This is a genomic window from Aquincola agrisoli (assembly GCF_036621135.1).
GTDB lineage: Bacteria > Pseudomonadota > Gammaproteobacteria > Burkholderiales > Burkholderiaceae_C > Aquincola > Aquincola agrisoli.
Genome location: NZ_JAZIBG010000024.1, coordinates 21,644 through 40,172, shown reverse-complemented (window position 1 = coordinate 40,172; position 18,529 = coordinate 21,644). Strand labels below are relative to the sequence as shown.

Below are 18,529 nucleotides of genomic sequence, written 5' to 3'. Positions count from 1 at the left end.
AGCCCGCTGTCTAACCGTCTGCTTTGACAACCTCATGAACATGAAGACCCTGAGAGACCGCGTGCTGATGCAGGAGGACCTCAATTTCCTGCTCACCAACCGCGTGCCGCGCATCGCGCTCACCCGCTTCATGGGCTGGTTCAGCCAGCTGCGCAGCCCGCTGGTGCGCGACACCTCCATCGCCATATGGAAGCTCTTCGCCGACCTCGACCTGAGCGATGCGAAGAAGCAGCGCTTCGAGAGCCTGCACGACTGCTTCATCCGCGAGCTGCGGCCCGGCGCGCGCCGCGTCGACGCCGACCCGGCGGTGATGACGAGCCCGAGCGACGGCATCGTCGGCGCCTGCGGCCCGGTGGAGGGCACGCGCGTGTTCCAGGCCAAGGGCTTCCCGTATGAGCTGGAGGAGCTGTTCGGCGGCGGCCCCGGCGGCGGCAACGTGCAGGCCCGCGAACTGGCCGAGCGCTACCGCGACGGGTGCTACGTCACGCTGCGGCTCACGTCGAGCATGTACCACCGCTTCCATGCGCCGCACGACGGCACGGTGGAGCACGTCACCTACCTGTCGGGCGACACCTGGAACGTGAACCCGATCGCGCTGAAGCGCGTGGAAAGGCTCTTTTGCCGCAACGAGCGCGCGCTGATCCGGCTGCGGCTGGATGCCGGGCAGCACCTCGTCACGCTGGTGCCGGTGGCGGCCATCCTGGTCGCCAGCATCCGGCTGCATGTGCTCGATGTGCTGCTGCGCATGAAGGCGCCCGGCCCGCACCACTGGCGCTGCCATGCGCCGCAGGCCAAGGGGCAGGAGATGGGCTGGTTCCAGCATGGCTCGACGATCCTCGTGTTCGCGCCCCGGGGCTTCAGGCTGGCCGAGGGCATCGAGAACGGACGCACGATCCGCATGGGCGAGCCGCTGATGCGGCTGCCGGAGGCGGCGTGGTGAAGACGGTCGACCTCGTCTACTTCGACGCCGGCGGCGGCCACCGCGCCGCGGCCCATGCGCTGGAAGCCGTGATGCGCGAGCAGCAGCGGCCGTGGAATGTGCGCCTGGTGCACCTGCGCGAGGTGCTCGATCCGCAAGGCCACTTCCGCAAGGTCATGGGCTTCGACCCGGAGGACTTCTACAACCAGCGGCTGGCGCGCGGCTGGACGATCGGCCTCGCGCAGGAGCTGAAGCTGCTGCAGGGCCTGATCCGCATGGGCCACGGGCCGATGCTGCGGCTGCTGCAGCCGCACTGGGCCCGCACCGAGCCGGACCTCGTCGTCTCGCTGGTGCCGAACTTCAACCGCGTGCTGTGCGAGAGCGTCGCGCGGGCGCTGCCCGGCGTGCCCTACCTCACCGTGATGACCGACCTGGCCGACCATCCGCCGCACTTCTGGGTGGAGCCCACGGTGCCGCAGCACCTGGCCTGCGGCACCGCGCACGCGCTGGCGCAGGCCCGTGCGCAGGGCGTACCGGCGGCGCGGCTGCACGCGGTGTCGGGCATGCTGCTGCGCCCGGGCTTCTACGCAGCGCCGCCCGCCGACCGCGTGGCGGCGCGGGCCGCGGCCGGGCTCGATGCCGATCGACCCGTGGGCGTGGTGATGTTCGGCGGCCACGGCTCGAAGGCGATGCTGTCGATCGCGCGGCGGCTGCCCGACACGCCGCTGATCCTGATGTGCGGCCACAACGCGGCGCTGGCGCAGCGGCTGCGCGACCAGCCGGCGCGGGCACCCCGGGTGGTGGTCGGGTTCACGCGCGACGTGCCGCACTGGCTGGACCTGGCCGACTTCTTCATCGGCAAGCCGGGCCCGGGCAGCCTGAGCGAAGCGGTGCAGCGCGGCCTGCCGGTGATCACGGTGCGCAATGCCTTCACGATGCCGCAGGAGCGCTTCAACACCGACTGGGTGCGGGCGCAGGGGCTGGGGCTGGTGATCGAGCGCTTCGGGCAGGTGGCCGGCGCCGTCGAGGCACTGACAGCCCGGCTGCCGGCGCTGCGCGCCGCGGTGCAGCAGGTGGAGAACCGGGCGCTGTTCGAGGTGACCGATCTGGTGGCGCACCTGCTGGGCGAGGCAGATGGGGCGGTGGGGTCGGTGGACGGGCTGTTGGGGGCCGGGGCTGTGTCGTCGGGCGTGGTGTGAGGTTGGGTTTGGGTTTGCGTTTGGGTTGGTCGGGCAGGGCGCGGCAGGCGGAGCCCGGTGGGGGCTCATGCTGGGGTGGTCGGCCCGCTGGGCCGACTCCGCTGCGATGCTCGAGCCGAGGTCGTGCCGCAGAACTCGCTTCGTTCACTGACGTTCACTGCGCTCAAACAGGCTGCGGCCAGTCAGAGGTTGAAGCGCGCTGCGCGCGCCGACCTCGGCCCTGCGCTTCTCGCCACCCCAGAAATCGCCCCACCGGGCACCGCCTGCCGCGCCGGCACCGGCGGTTCTGATGGCGGAGAACCCCCTTCGTGCGCTCTGGGGTATACGAGGCGCAGCGAGTTCGCCAGCCGCCCAGGCGACCGAGCAACGCAGGGCAGTCGGCGCTTTGCGCCGACCGCCTCGGTCGCACGCCCCGCCCAGCCCGCACACCCCGCAGCACCCGCCGAGCACAACCAGAAGCACCCTAACCAACCCACCCTCGCACAGCAGCGACAATCCCGCGGATGTACGCCCTGTTTGAAGAATCCGGCAAGTTCCTGGCCGGCCGTGTGATGTCCGAAGCCGAAAGCTCGATGCAGATCGAGCTCGACTCGGGCAAGCGTGTCAAGGCCAAGGCCGCCAACGTGCTGCTGAAGTTCGACAAGCCCGCACCGGCCGAGCTGATGGCCGCGGCCCAGCGCCTGGCGCCCGACATCGATCTCGACCTCGCCTGGGAGTTCGCGCCCGAAGGCGAGTTCGGCTTCGCGGACCTGGCACGCGACTACTTCGATGCCAAGGCCGGCGTCGAGCAGCAGGCCGCGGCGCTGTTCCGGCTGTTCGAAGCGCCGCACTACTTCCGCCGCCTCGGCAAGGGCCTGTTCAAGAAGGCGCCCGAGGAGACGGTGAAGGCCGCCCTGCTCGGCATCGAGCGCAAGAAGCAGCAGGCCGCGCAGATCGAGGCCTGGGCCGCCGAGCTGGCCGAAGGCGGCTGCCCGCAGCCGATCCAGGAGCAGCTCTACAAGATCCTCTTCAAGCCCGACAAGAACGGCCCCGAGTACAAGGCCGTGGTCGAGGCCTCGCGCCGCTCGCAGCGCGCGCCGCTCGACCTGCTGAAGGCGGCCGGCGCGATCCGCAGCCCCTACCAGTTCCACTGGCGGCGCTTCCTGTTCGAGCAGTTCCCCAAGGGCACCGGCTTCCCCGCGCTGGAGGCGCCGGCCATCGCCGAGCCGCTGCCGCTGGCGCCGGTGCAGGCGTTCTCGATCGACGATTCGGCCACGACCGAGATCGACGACGCGCTGTCGGTGCAGGGCCTGGGCACGGGCACCGTGGTGTTCGGCATCCACATCGCCGCGCCGGGCCTGGCCATCGCGCCGGGCGGCGCGATCGACAAGGTGGCCGCCGAGCGCCTGTCCACCGTCTACATGCCGGGCTGGAAGCTGACGATGCTGCCGGACGAGGTGGTGCAGCGCTACACGCTCACCGAAGGCCAGGACTGCCCGGCCGTGAGCCTGTACGTGACGATGGACGAGGCCACGCTGGAAGTGCGCGGCAGCGAGACGAAGCTGGAGCGCGTGCCCATCGCCGCCAACCTGCGCCACGACCAGCTCGACGACGTCGTCACCGAGGCCTCCCTCACCGGCGAGGCTCCCGCGGGCTATGCGTTCGCGCCCGAGCTGGCCTTCGGCTTCCGGCTCGCCCGGCACCTGAAGGCGCAGCGCGAGGTGGTGCGCGGCAAGCCGGAAACCTTCAACCGTCCCGACTACAACTTCAGGCTGGAGGGCAACACCGCCGAGCCCGAGGGCAGCGAGACGGTGAAGATCAGCACCCGCCGCCGCGGCGCGCCGCTCGACCTGATCGTGGCCGAGGCAATGATCCTCGCCAACAGCACCTGGGGCGGCTGGCTGTCGTCGTGCGGCGTGCCGGGCATCTACCGCAGCCAGGCCAGCCTGGCGCCCGGCATCAAGGTGCGCATGGGCACCAAGCCGGCACCGCACGCGGGCATGGGCGTCGCGCAGTACACCTGGGCCACCTCGCCGCTGCGGCGCTACGTCGACCTGGTGAACCAGTGGCAGATCATCGCGTGCGCCCGCCACGGCCGCACCGCCGCGCTGGCCGCGCCGTTCAAGCCGAAGGACTCGCAGCTCTTCTCGGTCATCTCGTCGTTCGACGCGGCCTACGCCGCCTACAACGACTTCCAGCACGGCATCGAGCGCTACTGGACGCTGCGCTGGCTGGAACAGAACGGCATCACCGAGCTCGACGCTGCGGTGATGAAGGACGGCCTGGTGCGCGCCGACACGCTGCCGCTGGTCTTCCGCGCGCTGGGCTGCGAGAACCTGCCCCGCGGCGCGCACGTGCGCGTACGGCTCACCGGCACCGACCTGCTCACCCTCGACCTGCACGCCACGCTGGTGGCCCGCCTCGACGACACCGTGCCTGGCGTGGCCGCCGAATCGGAAGCCGAGGTCGACGAGGAACTGGCCGAGGCCGCGCCGCTGTCGCTCGCGATCGACATGGCCGACGGCGAGGCCGGCGACGCAGCGTCGGGCCGTTCGGAGGACGCCGCCTCGCCGGCGGCATGAGTGCACCGTGGCGGCGCAGCGCGATCGCGGCGGCCGCCGCTGGCGTGCCCGGTGGGGCGCCCTCCACTGGGCCCTGCTGGCCTCGGTCGGCGTGCACGCCGGGCTGCTCGGCGTGCAGGTGGCGCAGCCCTCGGCGTGGCTGCAGCGCATGGGCGATTCGCCGCTGGAAGTGATCCTCGTGAACGCCCGCGCGCCCGAGCCGCCGGCGCAGGTCCAGGCCCTCGCGCAGGCCTCGCTGGCCGGCGGCGGCGACGCGGCCCGGGGCCGCGCCACGTCGCCGCTGCCGCCGACGCTGCAGGTGGAGCCGGGCGACGCCTCGGACACCCGCCAGCGCCGCATCCAGCAGATGCAGACGCAGCAGCAGCAACTGCTCGCCGAGGTGCGGCGTGAACTCGCGCTGCTGCCGCCGCCCGACCCGCGCCGCGATGCCGGGACGCAGGACGGCGACGCGCAGGACGAACGGCGGCGCCAGATGCTGCGGCTGCTGGCCGAGATCGAAACCCGCATCAACCAGCAGAACGCGGAACCGCGCCGCCGCTACATCAGCCCCGCCACGCGCGAGGTGACCTACGCCACCTACTACGACCGGCTGCGCCGCCGCATCGAGGAACGCGGCACGCGCAACTTCCCCCGCTACCAGGGCCGCAAGCTGTACGGCGAGCTGACGATGAACGTGACCGTCGACGCGCTCGGCCGCGTGGTCGACGCCGAGGTGCTGCGCTCCTCGGGCAACCGGCAGCTCGACCAGCGCGCCGTGGCGATCGTGCACGCCGCCGCGCCCTTCGGCCGCTTCAACCCCGCCATGCAGCGCGAGGCCGACGAGATCGTCGTCACCTCCCGCTTCCGATTCACCCGCGACGACGGGCTGGAAACGACACTCTCCGCCAAGGAGCCGTCGAACCGCGCGCCCGCCACCCGACCATGACCGCACCCGCCTTCGACCTCTACGCCGTGATCGGCAACCCGATCCAGCACAGCCAGTCGCCCTTCATCCACGCCGCCTTCGCCCGGCAGACCGGCGAACGCCTTGAGTACACCCGCGTGCTGAGCCCGTTCGACGGCTTCCGCGCGACCGTGGAGGCCTTCGCCGCCCAAGGCGGGCGCGGCTGCAACGTGACGGTGCCCTTCAAGCTCGAAGCGCCGGGGCTGGCCGCCCGCGTGAGCGACCGCGCGGCCCTGGCAGGCGCCGCCAACGTGCTGGACCTGCGCGCCGACGGCTGGCTCGCGGACAACACCGACGGCGTCGGGCTGGTGCGCGACATTGACACCGCCGGCATGCCGATCGCCGGCCGTCGCGTGCTGCTGATCGGCGCCGGCGGCGCCGCGGCCGGGGTGCTGGGTCCGCTGATCGAGGCCCGCCCGCACGAGATCGTGGTGGCCAACCGCACGCCTGCGAACGCGGTGTCGCTGGCCGGCCGGCATGCAGGCTGGGCCACCCGCCACGGCGTGGCGCTGCAGGCGGGCGGCCTGTCCGATCCGCAGGGCCGGTTCGACATCGTGCTCAACAGCAGCGCCAGCAGCCTGCAGGGCGCCCCGGTCCCGGTGAGCGCCGGCGTGCTGGCACCGGGCGCGCTGGCCATCGACCTGATGTACGGCGCGGCGGCGCAGCCCTTCCTCGACTGGGCCCGGGCCCACGGGGCGCAGGCGCGCGACGGGCTGGGCATGCTGGTGGAACAGGCTGCCGAGGCCTTCCACTTCTGGCGCGGCGTGCGACCGCAGACGGCGCCGGTGCTCGCCGCGCTGCGCGACGCGCTGAACGCCGCCGCCAAGCCATGAAGCACCTGGGCCGGCTGCTGGGGCTGGCAGTGGTCTGCCTGATCGCGCTGCAGCTCTACTTCGTGCTGCGCATCGCGCTGATGGCCGTGGTCGACCCGCAGTCCACCAGCTTCCAGCGCAGCGAGGCGCGGCGGCTGCTGGGCGAGACGGGCCGCATCGAGTGGAGCCAGCAGTGGGTGCCGTACGACCGCATCGCGCCGTCGCTCAAGCGCGCGGTGATCGCGAGCGAGGACGCCAGCTTCGTCGACCACGGCGGCGTCGACTGGGACGCGATCGAGAAGGCCTGGGACCGCAACCTGCGCGCCGAGGCCCGTGCCGAGAAGCTCAACCAGCAGTTGCAGCGCCAGGGCAAGGCCGCCGCGCGCACGGCGGCGCCCGCCCCGCAGCCGCGCATCGTCGGCGGCTCGACCATCACCCAGCAGCTCGCGAAGAACCTGTTCCTCTCGCCCGAGCGCACCACGCTGCGCAAGGGCCAGGAACTGGCCATCACCTACATGCTGGAGACCTTGCTCGGCAAGCAGCGCATCCTGGAGATCTACCTCAACAACGTCGAGTGGGGCGAGGGCGTCTTCGGGGCGCAGGCCGCGGCGCGGCACTACTTCCGCGTCGACGCCTCCCAGCTGGGCACCCTGCCGGCGGCGCGCCTGGCGGTGATGCTGCCGGCGCCCAAGCGCTTCGAGAAGCGGCCCGGCTCGCCGTACATCGTCGGCCGGGCGGGGACGGTCGCCGCACGCATGGGCGCGGTGGATCTGCCCTGACGGGCGCAGCCGCGGCACCGTCCCTATGATGCGCGGTCGCCGACCCGGCACGAGGAAACGCACGCGATGAACGAATCCCTGTCCGCCGACATCGCGGCCACCGCCGCCCGCCTCGTCGTCGAGGAGGGCATGGAGTACGGCCCGGCCAAGCGCAAGGCAGCCCGCACGCTCGGGCGCAGCCGCCCGTCCGACCTGCCGAGCAACGACGCGGTGGAAGACGCGGTGCGCGAATACATCTCGGTGTTCTGCGCCGACACCCAGCCCGCGGAACTCGCGGCGCTGCGCGGCCTGGCGCTGCGCTGGATGGAGCGGCTGGCCGAGTTCCGCCCACACCTCTCGGGCGCCGCCTGGCGCGGCACGGCGACGCGGCTGTCGGCGCTGCACATCGACCTCTACTGCGACGACCCGAAGGCCGCGGAGATCGCTCTGGTCAACCAGGGCGTGGACTACGACGTGGGCAGCCTGCCCTCGCCGCGCGGCGGGCAGATCGACGTGCTGTCCGTCGCCAGCTTCTGCCCCGTGCTGCGCGAGCAGGTGACGCTCTTCCTCGCGGTGCGCGACCTGGACGACGTGCGCGGCGCCCTGAAGCCCGACGCCACCGGCCGCACGCTGCGGGGCGACCTGGGCGCGCTGCGCCGGCGCATGGCCGAGGACGCCGGGGAGCCTGCGGCCGGGGGGACAATCACCGGATGAACCGACGCACTACCTTGTTCGCCGGCGTGGCGGCCGCCGCCGCGGCGGCCGGCGCCGGCTTCGCCTGGTGGCGGCTGCAGCCGGGGCCGGTCTCGGCCGAGGCCGGCGCCCTGTGGAACCTGCGCTTCGCCCAGCCCGACGGCGGCGAGCTGGTGATGGCCTCGCTGCGCGGCCAGCCGCTGGTGCTCAACTTCTGGGCCACCTGGTGCCCGCCCTGCGTGAAGGAGCTGCCGCAGATCGACCGCTTCCATCGCGACTTCTCCGGCCAGGGCTGGCGGGTGGTGGGGCTGGCGGTGGACGGCCCCACACCGGTCCGGGAGTTCCTGCGCCGCCAGCCGCTGGGCTTCCCGGTGGGGCTGGCCGGGCTCGAAGGCACCGACCTCTCCCGGCAGCTCGGCAACAGCACCGGCGCCCTGCCCTTCACGGTCGTCTTCGACCGCCAGGGCCGCCCGACGCGCCGCAAGCTCGGCGAAACCAGCTACGAAGAGCTTGCAGCCTGGGCCAACGCCTAACATCCTTTTATTTTTCGTCAACACCAGGCAACAGTGGATAAAGCGCGTAAAGTTCGCTCCCCGCGTCCTGTTCCCGGCCCTGTTGTGCCGATGCCACGCGGAAGGGCCGAACGCCGGTGATGCCGGCCAGATCGCCTCACAACCCGACTTGATCGCGCGTGAAGCCGGCAAACGTGCTGGATGTCGCTGCAGGAGAACAAACACATGGATCTGCGCAAGCTGAAGACGCTCATCGACCTCGTGTCCGAGTCGAACATCTCGGAGCTGGAGATCACCGAAGCCGATGGCAAGGTGCGCATCGTCAAGGCCGACCCGCGCGCCGCCGCGGCAGCCGCCGTGCCGCTCGCCGCGGCACCGGCACCCGCACCGGCCGCCGCCCCTGCTGCGGCCACCGCGGCCGCGCCGGCCCCGGCCGAAGCACCGGCCGAGCCGGCGGGCCACGTCGTGAAGTCGCCGATGGTGGGCACCTTTTATTCCGCGTCGAGCCCGGGCGCCAAGCCGATGGCCGAGGTCGGCCAGCAGATCAAGGAGGGCGAGGCCCTCTGCATCATCGAGGCGATGAAGATCATGAACGAGATCGAGGCCGACAAGAGCGGCACGATCACCAAGATCCTGGTCGAGAACGGCCAGGCCGTCGAGTTCGGCCAGCCGCTGTTCATCATCGAGTAAGGCTCGCTCGATGTTCAAGAAACTGCTCATAGCCAATCGCGGGGAGATCGCCCTGCGCATCCAGCGCGCCTGCCGCGAGATGGGCGTGAAGTCGGTCGTCGTCTACTCCGAGGCCGACCGCGACGCCAAGTACGTGAAGCTGGCCGACGAGGCGGTGTGCATCGGCCCGGCGCCCTCGGCGCAGAGCTACCTCAACATGCCGGCGATCATCTCGACCGCCGAAGTCACCGACGCGGAAGCGATCCATCCCGGCTACGGCTTCCTGTCGGAGAACGCCGATTTCGCCGAGCGCGTCGAGAAGAGCGGCTTCGTGTTCATCGGCCCGACGCCGGAATCGATCCGCATCATGGGTGACAAGGTCTCGGCCAAGCAGGCCATGATCAAGTCGGGCGTGCCCTGCGTGCCGGGCTCGGAGGGCGCCCTGCCCGACGACCCGAAGGAGATCATCAAGATCGCCCGTGCGGTCGGCTACCCGGTGATCATCAAGGCCGCCGGCGGCGGCGGCGGCCGCGGCATGCGGGTGGTGCACACCGAGGCGGCGCTGATCCATGCGGTGCAGACGACGCGCAGCGAGGCGGGCGCGGCCTTCGGCAACCCGGCGGTGTACATGGAGAAGTTCCTCCAGAACCCCCGCCACATCGAGATCCAGGTGCTCGCCGACTCGCACCGCAACGCAGTGTGGCTGGGCGAGCGCGACTGCTCCATGCAGCGCCGCCACCAGAAGATCATCGAGGAGGCGCCGGCGCCGGGCATCCCGCGCCGCACGATCGAGCGCATCGGCGAGCGCTGCGCCGCGGCCTGCAAGAAGATCGGCTACCGCGGCGCCGGCACGTTCGAGTTCCTGTACGAGAACGGCGAGTTCTACTTCATCGAGATGAACACACGGGTGCAGGTCGAGCACCCGGTGACCGAGATGGTGTCCGGCGTCGACATCGTGCAGATGCAGATCCGCGTGGCCGCTGGCGAGAAGCTGCCGTTCGCGCAGCGCCAGATCCAGATGCGCGGCCATGCGATCGAAGTGCGCCTGAACGCCGAGAACCCCTACAACTTCGTGCCCTCGCCGGGCCGCATCACCGCCTGGCACGCCCCCGGCGGCCCCGGCGTGCGGGTCGACACGCACATCTACACGAACTACTTCGTGCCGCCGAACTACGACTCGATGGTCGGCAAGATCATCGTGCACGGCGATACGCGCGAGCAGGCCCTGGCCCGCATGCGCACCGCGCTCGACGAGACCGTGGTCGAAGGCATCCAGACCAACATCCCGCTGCACCGCGAGCTGATGGTCGACGCAAAGTTCGTCGAGGGCGGCACCAGCATCCACTACCTCGAAGGCTGGCTCGAGGCGCACAAGCGCTGAGCGCCGCGGGAATCCTGCGATGCATGAACTCGTCCTGCGTGCGCCGGAAGCGTTGGTGGAAACCGTCTCCGACGCCCTGATGCTGGAGCTGGAGGCGCTGTCGGTCTCGGTGGAGGACGCGGACGCCGACAGCGATGCCGAACAGGCCCTCTTCGGCGAGCCCGGCATGCCCGCGCCCCGGCCCGGCTGGCAGCGCTCGACGCTGCGCGTGCTGTTCCCCGACGAGGCGCAGGCCACCGAAGCCGCGACGCTGCTGCTGGCGCAGGACTGGGCCGCCGGGGTCCATGTGCAGGGCCTGCAGCCCGTGCCCGACGAAGACTGGGTGCGGCTGACACAGTCGCAGTTCACGCCCGTCGAGATCACGCCGGCGTTCTGGATCGTCCCCAGCTGGCACGAGCCGCCGGCCGGAGCGCAGCAGGTCATCCGGCTCGACCCGGGCCTCGCCTTCGGCACCGGCACCCATCCCACCACGCGCATGTGCCTGCGGTGGATCGCACGGCAGGCGCACGGGCGCAGCGCCGGCTGGACGCGCGTGCTCGACTACGGCTGCGGCTCGGGCATCCTCGCCATCGGCGCCGCCCTCCATGGCGCCCGCGGGATCGACGCGTGCGACATCGACCCGGCGGCCGTGGTGTCCACCGAGGCCAACGCGCAGGCCAACGGCGTGGCGCTCCAAGCCGGCCTGCCCGACGTGGCCCGGGGCAGTTATCCGCTGGTGCTGGCCAACATCCTCGCCACGCCGCTGAAGCTGCTGGCGCCGCTGCTGTGCGGCCATGTCGCGCCGGGCGGCGACCTGGTGCTCGCCGGCATCCTCGAACGCCAGGCCGACGAGCTGACCGAGGCCTACCGCCCCTGGTGCACGCTGGCGGTGCAAGACCACGAAGACGGCTGGGTGCTGATGACCGCCCGGTTCGACCGTTAGATGAGCCACCGGAGCTAGCCGATGAGCCTCGCAACGCGCTGCGGCCAGTGCGGCACGGTCTTCCGTGTCGTCGAGGACCAGCTCAAGGTCTCCGAGGGCTGGGTGCGTTGCGGACGCTGCGAGGCGGTGTTCAACGCACTCGAGTCCCTGTTCGATCTGGACCAGGAGGCGCCGCCGCCGTGGCCGGGCGCCGCGGAAGAGCAGGCGCCGCAGGTGCCGACTGCGGCGCCACCGGCCGTGCCGGCGTGGGCCGGCGAGCCGCCGCGCAGCGCGGCGGTGTCGCCGCTCGAGCCACCGCCCTTCGCGCCCTCCGACATGCCGGACGACGGACTGCCGGCGTCGGCCCGCCTCGACCACCGCCCGCTGCTGCACGAGCCTGACGACGACGCCTTGCACGGCGATCCGCGCTTCGAGCCGACGCATGTGCCGCAGGACGACGCCTACGGCGAACTGGACGAGCCGCCGCTGCCGCCGCGCTCGGCTGCGCTGCCGCTGCGCGAGTCGCGCCCGGATGTGCCGCCCGCGCCGCCGCGCCCGCCCGCCTCCGTGCCGGACCCCGCACCCGCCATGCGTGCGCCCGCCGCGGCGCCGGCAGCCGCTGCGGCCTCGTCGCCGCACTTCGTCCGCCAGGCCGATCAGGCCGCGCGCTGGCGGCGCCCCGGGGTGCGCACCGCCCTGGCCGTCGCCGCAGCGCTGCTGGCGCTGCTGCTGGCAGGCCAGATGGCCGTGCGCTGGCGCGACACGCTGGCGGTGCGCTGGCCCGAATCGGCGCCGATGCTGCGGGCGCTGTGCGGCATGGCCGGCTGCGCGGTCGAGCCGCTGCGCCGCGTCGACAGCCTGGCGGTCGACAGCAGCGGCCTGGTGAAGCTCGAAGGCACCGGCAACCACTACCAATTCAGCGTCGCCCTGCGCAACCATGACCGCGTGCCGGTGATGGTGCCGGCCCTGGAGCTGACGCTCACCGATGCCCAGGGGCAGGTCGTGTCGCGCAAGGTGATGCAGGCGGCCGAGATGGGCAGCACGCGGTCGACGCTGCCGGCCGGCGCTGCGATGAACCTGCGGGGCGTGCTGGCGGCCGGCGATCGCAAGCTGTCGGGCTACACCGTCGAGATCTTCTACCCCTAACCGTCAGGAACCCCATGGCCGCCCTCATCTGCGGATCGCTCGCGTTCGACACCATCACCAACTTCCCCGGCCGCTTCGCACAGCAGATCCTGCCGGAACAGGTGCACATCCTCAACGTCTCGTTCCTCGTGCCCACGCTGCGGCGCGAGTTCGGCGGCTGCGCCGGCAACATCGGCTACACGCTGCGTGCACTGGGCGGCGACGCGGTCGTGATGGCGGCCGTCGGCACGGACGGCCAGGACTACGTGGAGCGCCTGCAGCGCCTGGGCATCGACACCTCCTGCATCCGCACCGAGGCCGAGACCTACACCGCGCAGGGCATCTGCATCACCGACCAGGACAACAACCAGATCTGGGCCTTCCACCCGGGCGCGATGAGCTTTGCGCACCGCACGGCGGTGCCGGCCCGTGCCGACCTGAAGATCGGCATCATCGCGCCCGACGGCCGCGACGCGATGCTGCAGCATGCCGAGCAGATGCATGCGGCCGGCATCCCCTTCGTGTTCGATCCCGGCCAGGGCCTGCCGATGTTCGACGGCGCCGAGTTGCGCCGCTTCGTCGACCAGGCATCGTGGGTGACCGTGAACGACTACGAAGCCCGCATGCTGTGCGAGCGCATGGGCACCGACGTGGCGGCGCTGTCGCGCTCGCACCTGAAGGGCATCGTCGTCACGCTGGCGGACCAGGGCTGCGAAGTCTGGCAGCAGGGCGAACGCACCCATGTGCCGGGCGTCGCGGCAGCGGCGGTGCTCGATCCCACCGGCTGCGGCGACGCGTTCCGCGGCGGCCTGCTGTACGGGCTGGAGCGCGGCTGGGCGCTCGACCGCTGCGCGGCGCTGGGCAATCGCGTGGGCGCGCTGAAGATCGGCAGCCAGGGCGGCCAGAACCACACCATCGACCGGTCGACGCTGGACCTCTGAGTCGGGCGGACGAAGAAAAGCCCGGCACGGGGCCGGGCTTCATGGTGTCGGGGCAGCGGCCCGAAGGCCGCCGACCTCAGGGCTTGTTGCCGGTCGGGAACGGCCAGGCGGCCGCAGGGCTCAGTGCCGTCTTGGCCGCAGGGGCAGCAGGGGCAGTGGGCGCGGCGGGCTTCTTCGCAGCCTTCTTCGCGGCGGCCTTCTTCGCAGGCGCAGCGGCGGCCTTCTTGGCGGGCGCCTTCTTGGCGGCAGCGGCCTTCTTCGCCGGAGCGGCCTTCTTGGCCGGTGCCGCCTTCTTCGCAGGCGCCGCCTTCTTGGCCGGTGCCGCCTTCTTCGCGGGCGCTGCCTTCTTGGCCGGTGCCGCCTTCTTCGCAGGCGCGGCCTTCTTGGCCGGTGCCGCCTTCTTCGCAGGCGCGGCCTTCTTGGCCGGTGCCGCCTTCTTCGCGGGCGCCGCCTTCTTGGCCGGTGCCGCCTTCTTCGCGGGTGCAGCCTTCTTCGCCGGGGCCTTCTTGGCCGCAGCCTTCTTCGCAGTTGCCATTTCAATCTCCTTGATCAAGTTGCAAACAGCACCATGCCGCTCGAGTTACAGCACGGTGGCCCACCGTCCGGAGTCTTCCAGCCTCAGGCTGGCCGCCCCGGTTCGGTGAACGGGGTGGCGACCCGTGAGCCCGGCTTCTGTGGCCTGGCTTCCCGTGTCGCGGATCTTGATCTCTTCACACCATGGAACTGTCTGCCGATCGAGGCGACGTTCAGTCCCAGCTCAATGCGCCACCGGATTGGTACTCGATGACGCGGGTTTCGAAAAAGTTTCGCTCCTTCTTCAGGTCGATCATTTCGCTCATCCACGGGAACGGGTTCTCCTCGTTCGGGAAGAGCGCATCGAGGCCGATCTGCACCGCACGCCGGTTGGCGATGTAGCGCAGGTAGCCCTTGAACATGGACGCGTTCAGACCCAGCACGCCGCGCGGCATGGTGTCTTCGGCATAGCGGTATTCGAGGTCGACGGCCTTGTTGAACAGGGCGGTGATCTCGGCCTTGAACTCCGGTGTCCAGAGGTGCGGGTTCTCGAGCTTGAGCTGGTTGATCAGGTCGATGCCGAAATTGCAGTGCATCGACTCGTCGCGCAGGATGTACTGGTACTGCTCGGCGGCGCCGGTCATCTTGTTCTGGCGGCCCAGCGCGAGGATCTGCGTGAAGCCGACGTAGAAGAAGAGGCCTTCCATCAGGCAGGCGAAGACGATCAGGCTCTTCAGCAGGGTCTGGTCGGCCTCGGGCGTGCCGGTGACGAAGTTGGGGTCCATGATCGCGTCGATGAACGGGATCAGGAACTCGTCCTTGTCGCGGATCGACTTCACCTCGTTGTAGGCGTTGAAGATCTCGCTCTCGTCGAGGCCCAGCGACTCGACGATGTATTGGTACGCGTGCGTGTGGATCGCTTCCTCGAACGCCTGGCGCAGCAGGAACTGCCGGCACTCGGGCGCCGTGATGTGGCGGTACGTGCCCAGCACGATGTTGTTGGCGGCCAGCGAATCGGCGGTGACGAAGAAGCCGAGGTTGCGCTTGATGATGCGGCGCTCGTCTTCGGTCAGGCCGTTGGGATCCTTCCATGTCGCGATGTCGCGCGACATGTTCACCTCTTGCGGCATCCAGTGGTTGGCGCACGTGGCGAGGTACTTCTCCCATGCCCACTTGTACTTGAAGGGGACGAGCTGGTTGACGTCGGTCTGGCCGTTGATGATGCGCTTGTCTGCAACATTGACACGGCGCTTGGCGGCAACCTCCGTGCCCGCGGCAGAGGCTGCTGCGGTGCGTGGGGTGGTGGTTGCGGTGGTGGAGGCTTGCACGGTTTGCAGGGCCGGCGATGCCATTGCTGCGCGGCTTGATGGAGCCATCGCGTCAGCAGTGTTCAGGGCTCTTGCGGGAGCCTTGGCTTCAACCGGTTTGTCGTCTTCCCAGACCAGCATGTAGGTACATCCTCAGGAGTTGAAATTATCCGAGTGTTGTGTTCAAACACCAAGCACTTATTGACACCGAAGCGATGACGATGTTGCCGACTTGCATCGACTTCATCGCATCGCGTTCGATACCGAAGCGTCTTATTGGCAGGCTTCGCAGGTCGGGTCGTCGATTGCGCAGAACTTGATGTCGGTGGCGGGCTCGCTGGCAGCCTGCGCGCGGGCTTGTGCAGCGGCCGCATCGAGGGCCGACATGCCGCCCTGGCTGCCCGAGCTCACCGCGTTCATCGAGCCGGCCTTCACCGTCGACTTCTCGGCATGCGTGGCCCCCATCGTGCGCAGGTAGTACGTGGTCTTGAGGCCGCGCACCCAGGCGAGCTTGTAGGTCTCGTCGAGCTTCTTGCCCGACGCACCGGCCATGTAGATGTTGAGCGACTGCGCCTGGTCGATCCACTTCTGGCGGCGTGCCGCGGCCTCGACCAGCCATTGCGTCTCGACCTCGAAGGCCGTGGCGTAGAGCTGCTTCAGGTCCTCGGGCACGCGGTCGATGCGGCGCAGCGAACCGTCGAAGTGCTTGAGGTCCATCACCATCACGTCGTCCCACAGGCCGAGCTGCTTCAGGTCACGCACGAGGTACTCGTTGATGACCGTGAACTCGCCCGACAGGTTCGACTTGACCGACAGGTTGCCGAAGCAGGGCTCGATCGATGCATCGACACCGACGATGTTGGAGATCGTCGCGGTCGGGGCGATGGCCACGCAGTTGCTGTTGCGCATGCCGTGCTGGGCGATGCGGGCGCGCAGCGCGTCCCAGTCGAGCGTGGCGGTGGTGTCGGCCTCGACGTAGCCGCCGCGCTCTTCGGCCAGCAGCTTCAGCGAGTCGAGCGGCAGCACGCCGCGGTCCCACAGCGAGCCGCGGTAGCTCGAGTAGCGGCCGCGCTCGGCCGCCAGCTCGGTCGACGCCCAGTACGCGTGGTAGCAGATGGCTTCCATCGAACGATCGGCGAACTCGACGGCCGCTTCGCTGGCGTAGGGCACGCGCAGCTGGTACAGCGCATCCTGGAAGCCCATCAGGCCCAGGCCCACCGGACGGTGGCGCAGGTTGGAGTCACGCGCCTTCTTGACCGCGTAGTAGTTGATGTCGATCACGTTGTCGAGCATGCGCATCGCGGTCGACACGGTCTTCTTCAGCTTGTCATGGTCGACGGCACCGTCCTTCAGGTGCTGTGCCAGGTTGACCGAGCCGAGGTTGCAGACCGCGATCTCGCTGTCGTTGGTGTTCAGCGTGATCTCGGTGCAAAGGTTCGACGAGTGCACCACGCCCACGTGCTGCTGCGGCGAGCGCACGTTGCAGGCGTCCTTGAACGTGATCCAGGGATGGCCGGTCTCGAACAGCATCGAGAGCATCTTGCGCCACAGGTCCTTGGCCGGCATGCGCTTGAAGAGCTTGATCTCGCCGCGGTCGACCTTGGCTTCATACGCCGAATAGGCTTCCTCGAACGCCTTGCCGATCTTGTCGTGAAGGTCGGGGCAGGTGCTGGGCGAGAACAGCGTCCACTGGCCGTCCTCCATCACGCGCTTCATGAACAGGTCGGGAATCCAGTTCGCCGTGTTCATGTCGTGCGTGCGGCGGCGGTCGTCGCCGGTGTTCTTGCGCAGTTCGAGGAACTCCTCGATGTCCAGGTGCCACGTCTCGAGGTACGCGCACACCGCGCCCTTGCGCTTGCCGCCCTGGTTGACGGCCACGGCCGTGTCGTTGACGACCTTCAGGAACGGCACCACGCCCTGGCTCTTGCCGTTGGTGCCCTTGATGTAGGAGCCCAACGCGCGGACGTTGGTCCAGTCGTTGCCCAGGCCGCCGGCGAACTTGGACAGCAGCGCGTTTTCCTTCAGCGCCTCGTAGATGCCGTCGAGGTCGTCGGCCACGGTCGTGAGGTAGCAGCTCGACAGCTGCGAGCGGCGCGTGCCGGCGTTGAACAGGGTGGGCGTGCTCGACATGAAGTCGAAGGTCGACAGCACGTTGTAGAACTCGATCGCACGCGCCTCGCGGTCGATCTCGTTCAGCGACAGGCCCATCGCCACGCGCATGAAGAACGCCTGCGGCAGCTCGATGCGCTGTTCGTCGATGTGCAGGAAGTAGCGGTCGTACAGCGTCTGCAGGCCGAGGTAGTCGAACTGCAGGTCGCGGTCGGCGTTCAGCGCGGCGCCCAGCTTGGCCAGGTCGAACTGCTGCAGCTTCTCGTCGAGCAGCTCGGCCTGCACGCCCTTCTTGATGAAGGCCGGGAAGTAGTCGGCGTACTGCGTGGCCATGTCTTCCTGCATCGCCTCGAAGCCCAGCACTTCCTTGCGGATGGTGTGCAGCAGCAGGCGTGCGGTGGCGCGGGTGTAGCCCGGGTCCTTCTCGATCAGCGTGCGCGCGGCCAGGATGGCGGCCTTGTGCACTTCTTCGAGCGGCACGCCGTCGTACAGGTTGCGGCGGGTCTCGGCCAGGATGGGTTCGGGGCGGATGTCGGCGCCCAGGCCGGCACAGGCCGACACGGCCAGCGCCTGCAGCTTGGCATCGTCCAGCGGCACGCGCACGCCGCCCTCGGTGACGAAGAACTGATGCTGCGCGGCCGATTCGGCCGCCACGCCCTGGCGCGCACGCTCCTGCGAACGGCGCTCGCGGTACAGCACGTAGGCGCGCGCCACTTCATGGTGGCCGCCGCGCATGAGGCCCAGCTCGACCTGGTCCTGCACGTCCTCGATGTGGAACGTGCCGCCGCCCGGGCGTGAGCGCAGCAGCCCGCGCACGACGTTCTCGGTGAGGCCGTCGACGGTCTCGCGCACGCTGGCCGAGGCCGCGCCTTGCGTGCCATGCACGGCCAGGAAGGCCTTCATCAGCGCCACGGCGATCTTGTTGGGCTCGAAGGCGACCACCGCGCCGTTGCGGCGCAGGATCTGGTAACCCTGGTAGGCCGAGGCGGCAGCGCCGGCAACGGGGGGGCGGGACGTCGGCAACACCGGGGACGACGCCGGGGTACTGGCAGTGGCGTGCATAACAACCTTCTCCTGTCTTGTGGTGTTCGTGGAAAACGCGGCAAAAAGGAAGCCCTGGCAAGGTGCGGTCGCATTCCTTGCCGAGACTACGTGCATTCGGAAACCGATACGGGTAACGGAGAAA

General features: G+C 69.9%; 16 protein-coding genes. 13 read left to right on the top strand and 3 right to left on the bottom strand.

Features of this window, described 5'->3' with window-relative positions; genetic code table 11:
- Positions 1–40: 40 nt before the first annotated feature.
- The 13 genes from asd (at position 41) to V4F39_RS10225 (ending at position 13,414) form a co-directional block, all read left to right on the top strand.
- A complete protein-coding gene (asd, locus tag V4F39_RS10285; RefSeq protein WP_332289265.1) occupies positions 41–940 on the top strand; it encodes an archaetidylserine decarboxylase in 900 nt (299 codons plus the stop codon).
- The gene (locus V4F39_RS10280) at positions 937–2,118 is read left to right on the top strand and encodes a glycosyltransferase family protein (RefSeq protein ID WP_332289264.1); all 1,182 of its coding nucleotides are present in this window, start codon (positions 937–939) and stop codon (positions 2,116–2,118) included. Before asd ends, V4F39_RS10280 begins: the two co-directional genes overlap by 4 nt.
- Before the next feature lie 503 nt (positions 2,119–2,621).
- Positions 2,622–4,679 carry a ribonuclease catalytic domain-containing protein gene (locus V4F39_RS10275; protein ID WP_332289263.1) on the top strand — a complete coding sequence of 686 codons (2,058 nt, stop codon included), beginning with the start codon at positions 2,622–2,624 and terminating at the stop codon, positions 4,677–4,679.
- Positions 4,680–4,686: 7 nt separating this feature from the next.
- Positions 4,687–5,604, top strand: a complete 918-nt coding sequence (locus V4F39_RS10270; protein WP_332289262.1) for an energy transducer TonB — start codon at positions 4,687–4,689, stop codon at positions 5,602–5,604.
- Positions 5,601–6,455, top strand: a complete 855-nt coding sequence (gene aroE / locus V4F39_RS10265; RefSeq protein ID WP_332289261.1) for a shikimate dehydrogenase — start codon at positions 5,601–5,603, stop codon at positions 6,453–6,455. The genes V4F39_RS10270 and aroE overlap by 4 nt, the downstream gene beginning before the upstream one ends.
- The gene (locus tag V4F39_RS10260; RefSeq protein WP_378235103.1) at positions 6,452–7,213 is read left to right on the top strand and encodes a transglycosylase domain-containing protein; all 762 of its coding nucleotides are present in this window, start codon (positions 6,452–6,454) and stop codon (positions 7,211–7,213) included. The genes aroE and V4F39_RS10260 overlap by 4 nt, the downstream gene beginning before the upstream one ends.
- A 66-nt stretch (positions 7,214–7,279) precedes the next feature.
- Positions 7,280–7,906, top strand: a complete 627-nt coding sequence (locus V4F39_RS10255; protein WP_332289260.1) for a hypothetical protein — start codon at positions 7,280–7,282, stop codon at positions 7,904–7,906.
- Positions 7,903–8,418, top strand: a complete 516-nt coding sequence (locus V4F39_RS10250; RefSeq protein WP_332289259.1) for a TlpA family protein disulfide reductase — start codon at positions 7,903–7,905, stop codon at positions 8,416–8,418. The genes V4F39_RS10255 and V4F39_RS10250 overlap by 4 nt, the downstream gene beginning before the upstream one ends.
- Positions 8,419–8,622: 204 nt before the next feature.
- Entirely contained in the window at positions 8,623–9,087 is a 465-nt protein-coding gene (gene accB, locus V4F39_RS10245) for an acetyl-CoA carboxylase biotin carboxyl carrier protein (RefSeq protein ID WP_332289258.1), read from the top strand.
- 10 nt (positions 9,088–9,097) lie between these two features.
- The gene (gene accC, locus V4F39_RS10240; protein WP_332289257.1) at positions 9,098–10,447 is read left to right on the top strand and encodes an acetyl-CoA carboxylase biotin carboxylase subunit; all 1,350 of its coding nucleotides are present in this window, start codon (positions 9,098–9,100) and stop codon (positions 10,445–10,447) included.
- 19 nt (positions 10,448–10,466) lie between these two features.
- Entirely contained in the window at positions 10,467–11,369 is a 903-nt protein-coding gene (prmA, locus tag V4F39_RS10235) for a 50S ribosomal protein L11 methyltransferase (protein WP_332289256.1), read from the top strand.
- A gap of 21 nt (positions 11,370–11,390) precedes the next feature.
- Positions 11,391–12,494: a zinc-ribbon and DUF3426 domain-containing protein gene (locus V4F39_RS10230; RefSeq protein WP_332289255.1), complete on the top strand. Its 1,104-nt coding sequence runs from the start codon at positions 11,391–11,393 to the stop codon at positions 12,492–12,494.
- Positions 12,495–12,508: 14 nt separating this feature from the next.
- Positions 12,509–13,414: a carbohydrate kinase family protein gene (locus V4F39_RS10225; RefSeq protein ID WP_332289254.1), complete on the top strand. Its 906-nt coding sequence runs from the start codon at positions 12,509–12,511 to the stop codon at positions 13,412–13,414.
- 76 nt (positions 13,415–13,490) lie between these two features.
- Here the strand turns inward: V4F39_RS10225 and V4F39_RS10220 are convergent, their stop codons facing one another.
- The 3 genes from V4F39_RS10220 to V4F39_RS10210 form a co-directional block, all read right to left on the bottom strand.
- Entirely contained in the window at positions 13,491–13,949 is a 459-nt protein-coding gene (locus V4F39_RS10220; protein WP_332289253.1) for a histone, read from the bottom strand.
- Positions 13,950–14,160: 211 nt separating this feature from the next.
- On the bottom strand, positions 14,161–15,375 hold the full coding sequence (locus V4F39_RS10215) for a ribonucleotide-diphosphate reductase subunit beta (RefSeq protein ID WP_378235102.1): 1,215 nt from the start codon (positions 15,373–15,375) through the stop codon (positions 14,161–14,163).
- 132 nt (positions 15,376–15,507) lie between these two features.
- On the bottom strand, positions 15,508–18,405 hold the full coding sequence (locus V4F39_RS10210) for a ribonucleoside-diphosphate reductase subunit alpha (protein ID WP_332289251.1): 2,898 nt from the start codon (positions 18,403–18,405) through the stop codon (positions 15,508–15,510).
- Between the last annotated feature and the right edge of the window lie 124 nt (positions 18,406–18,529).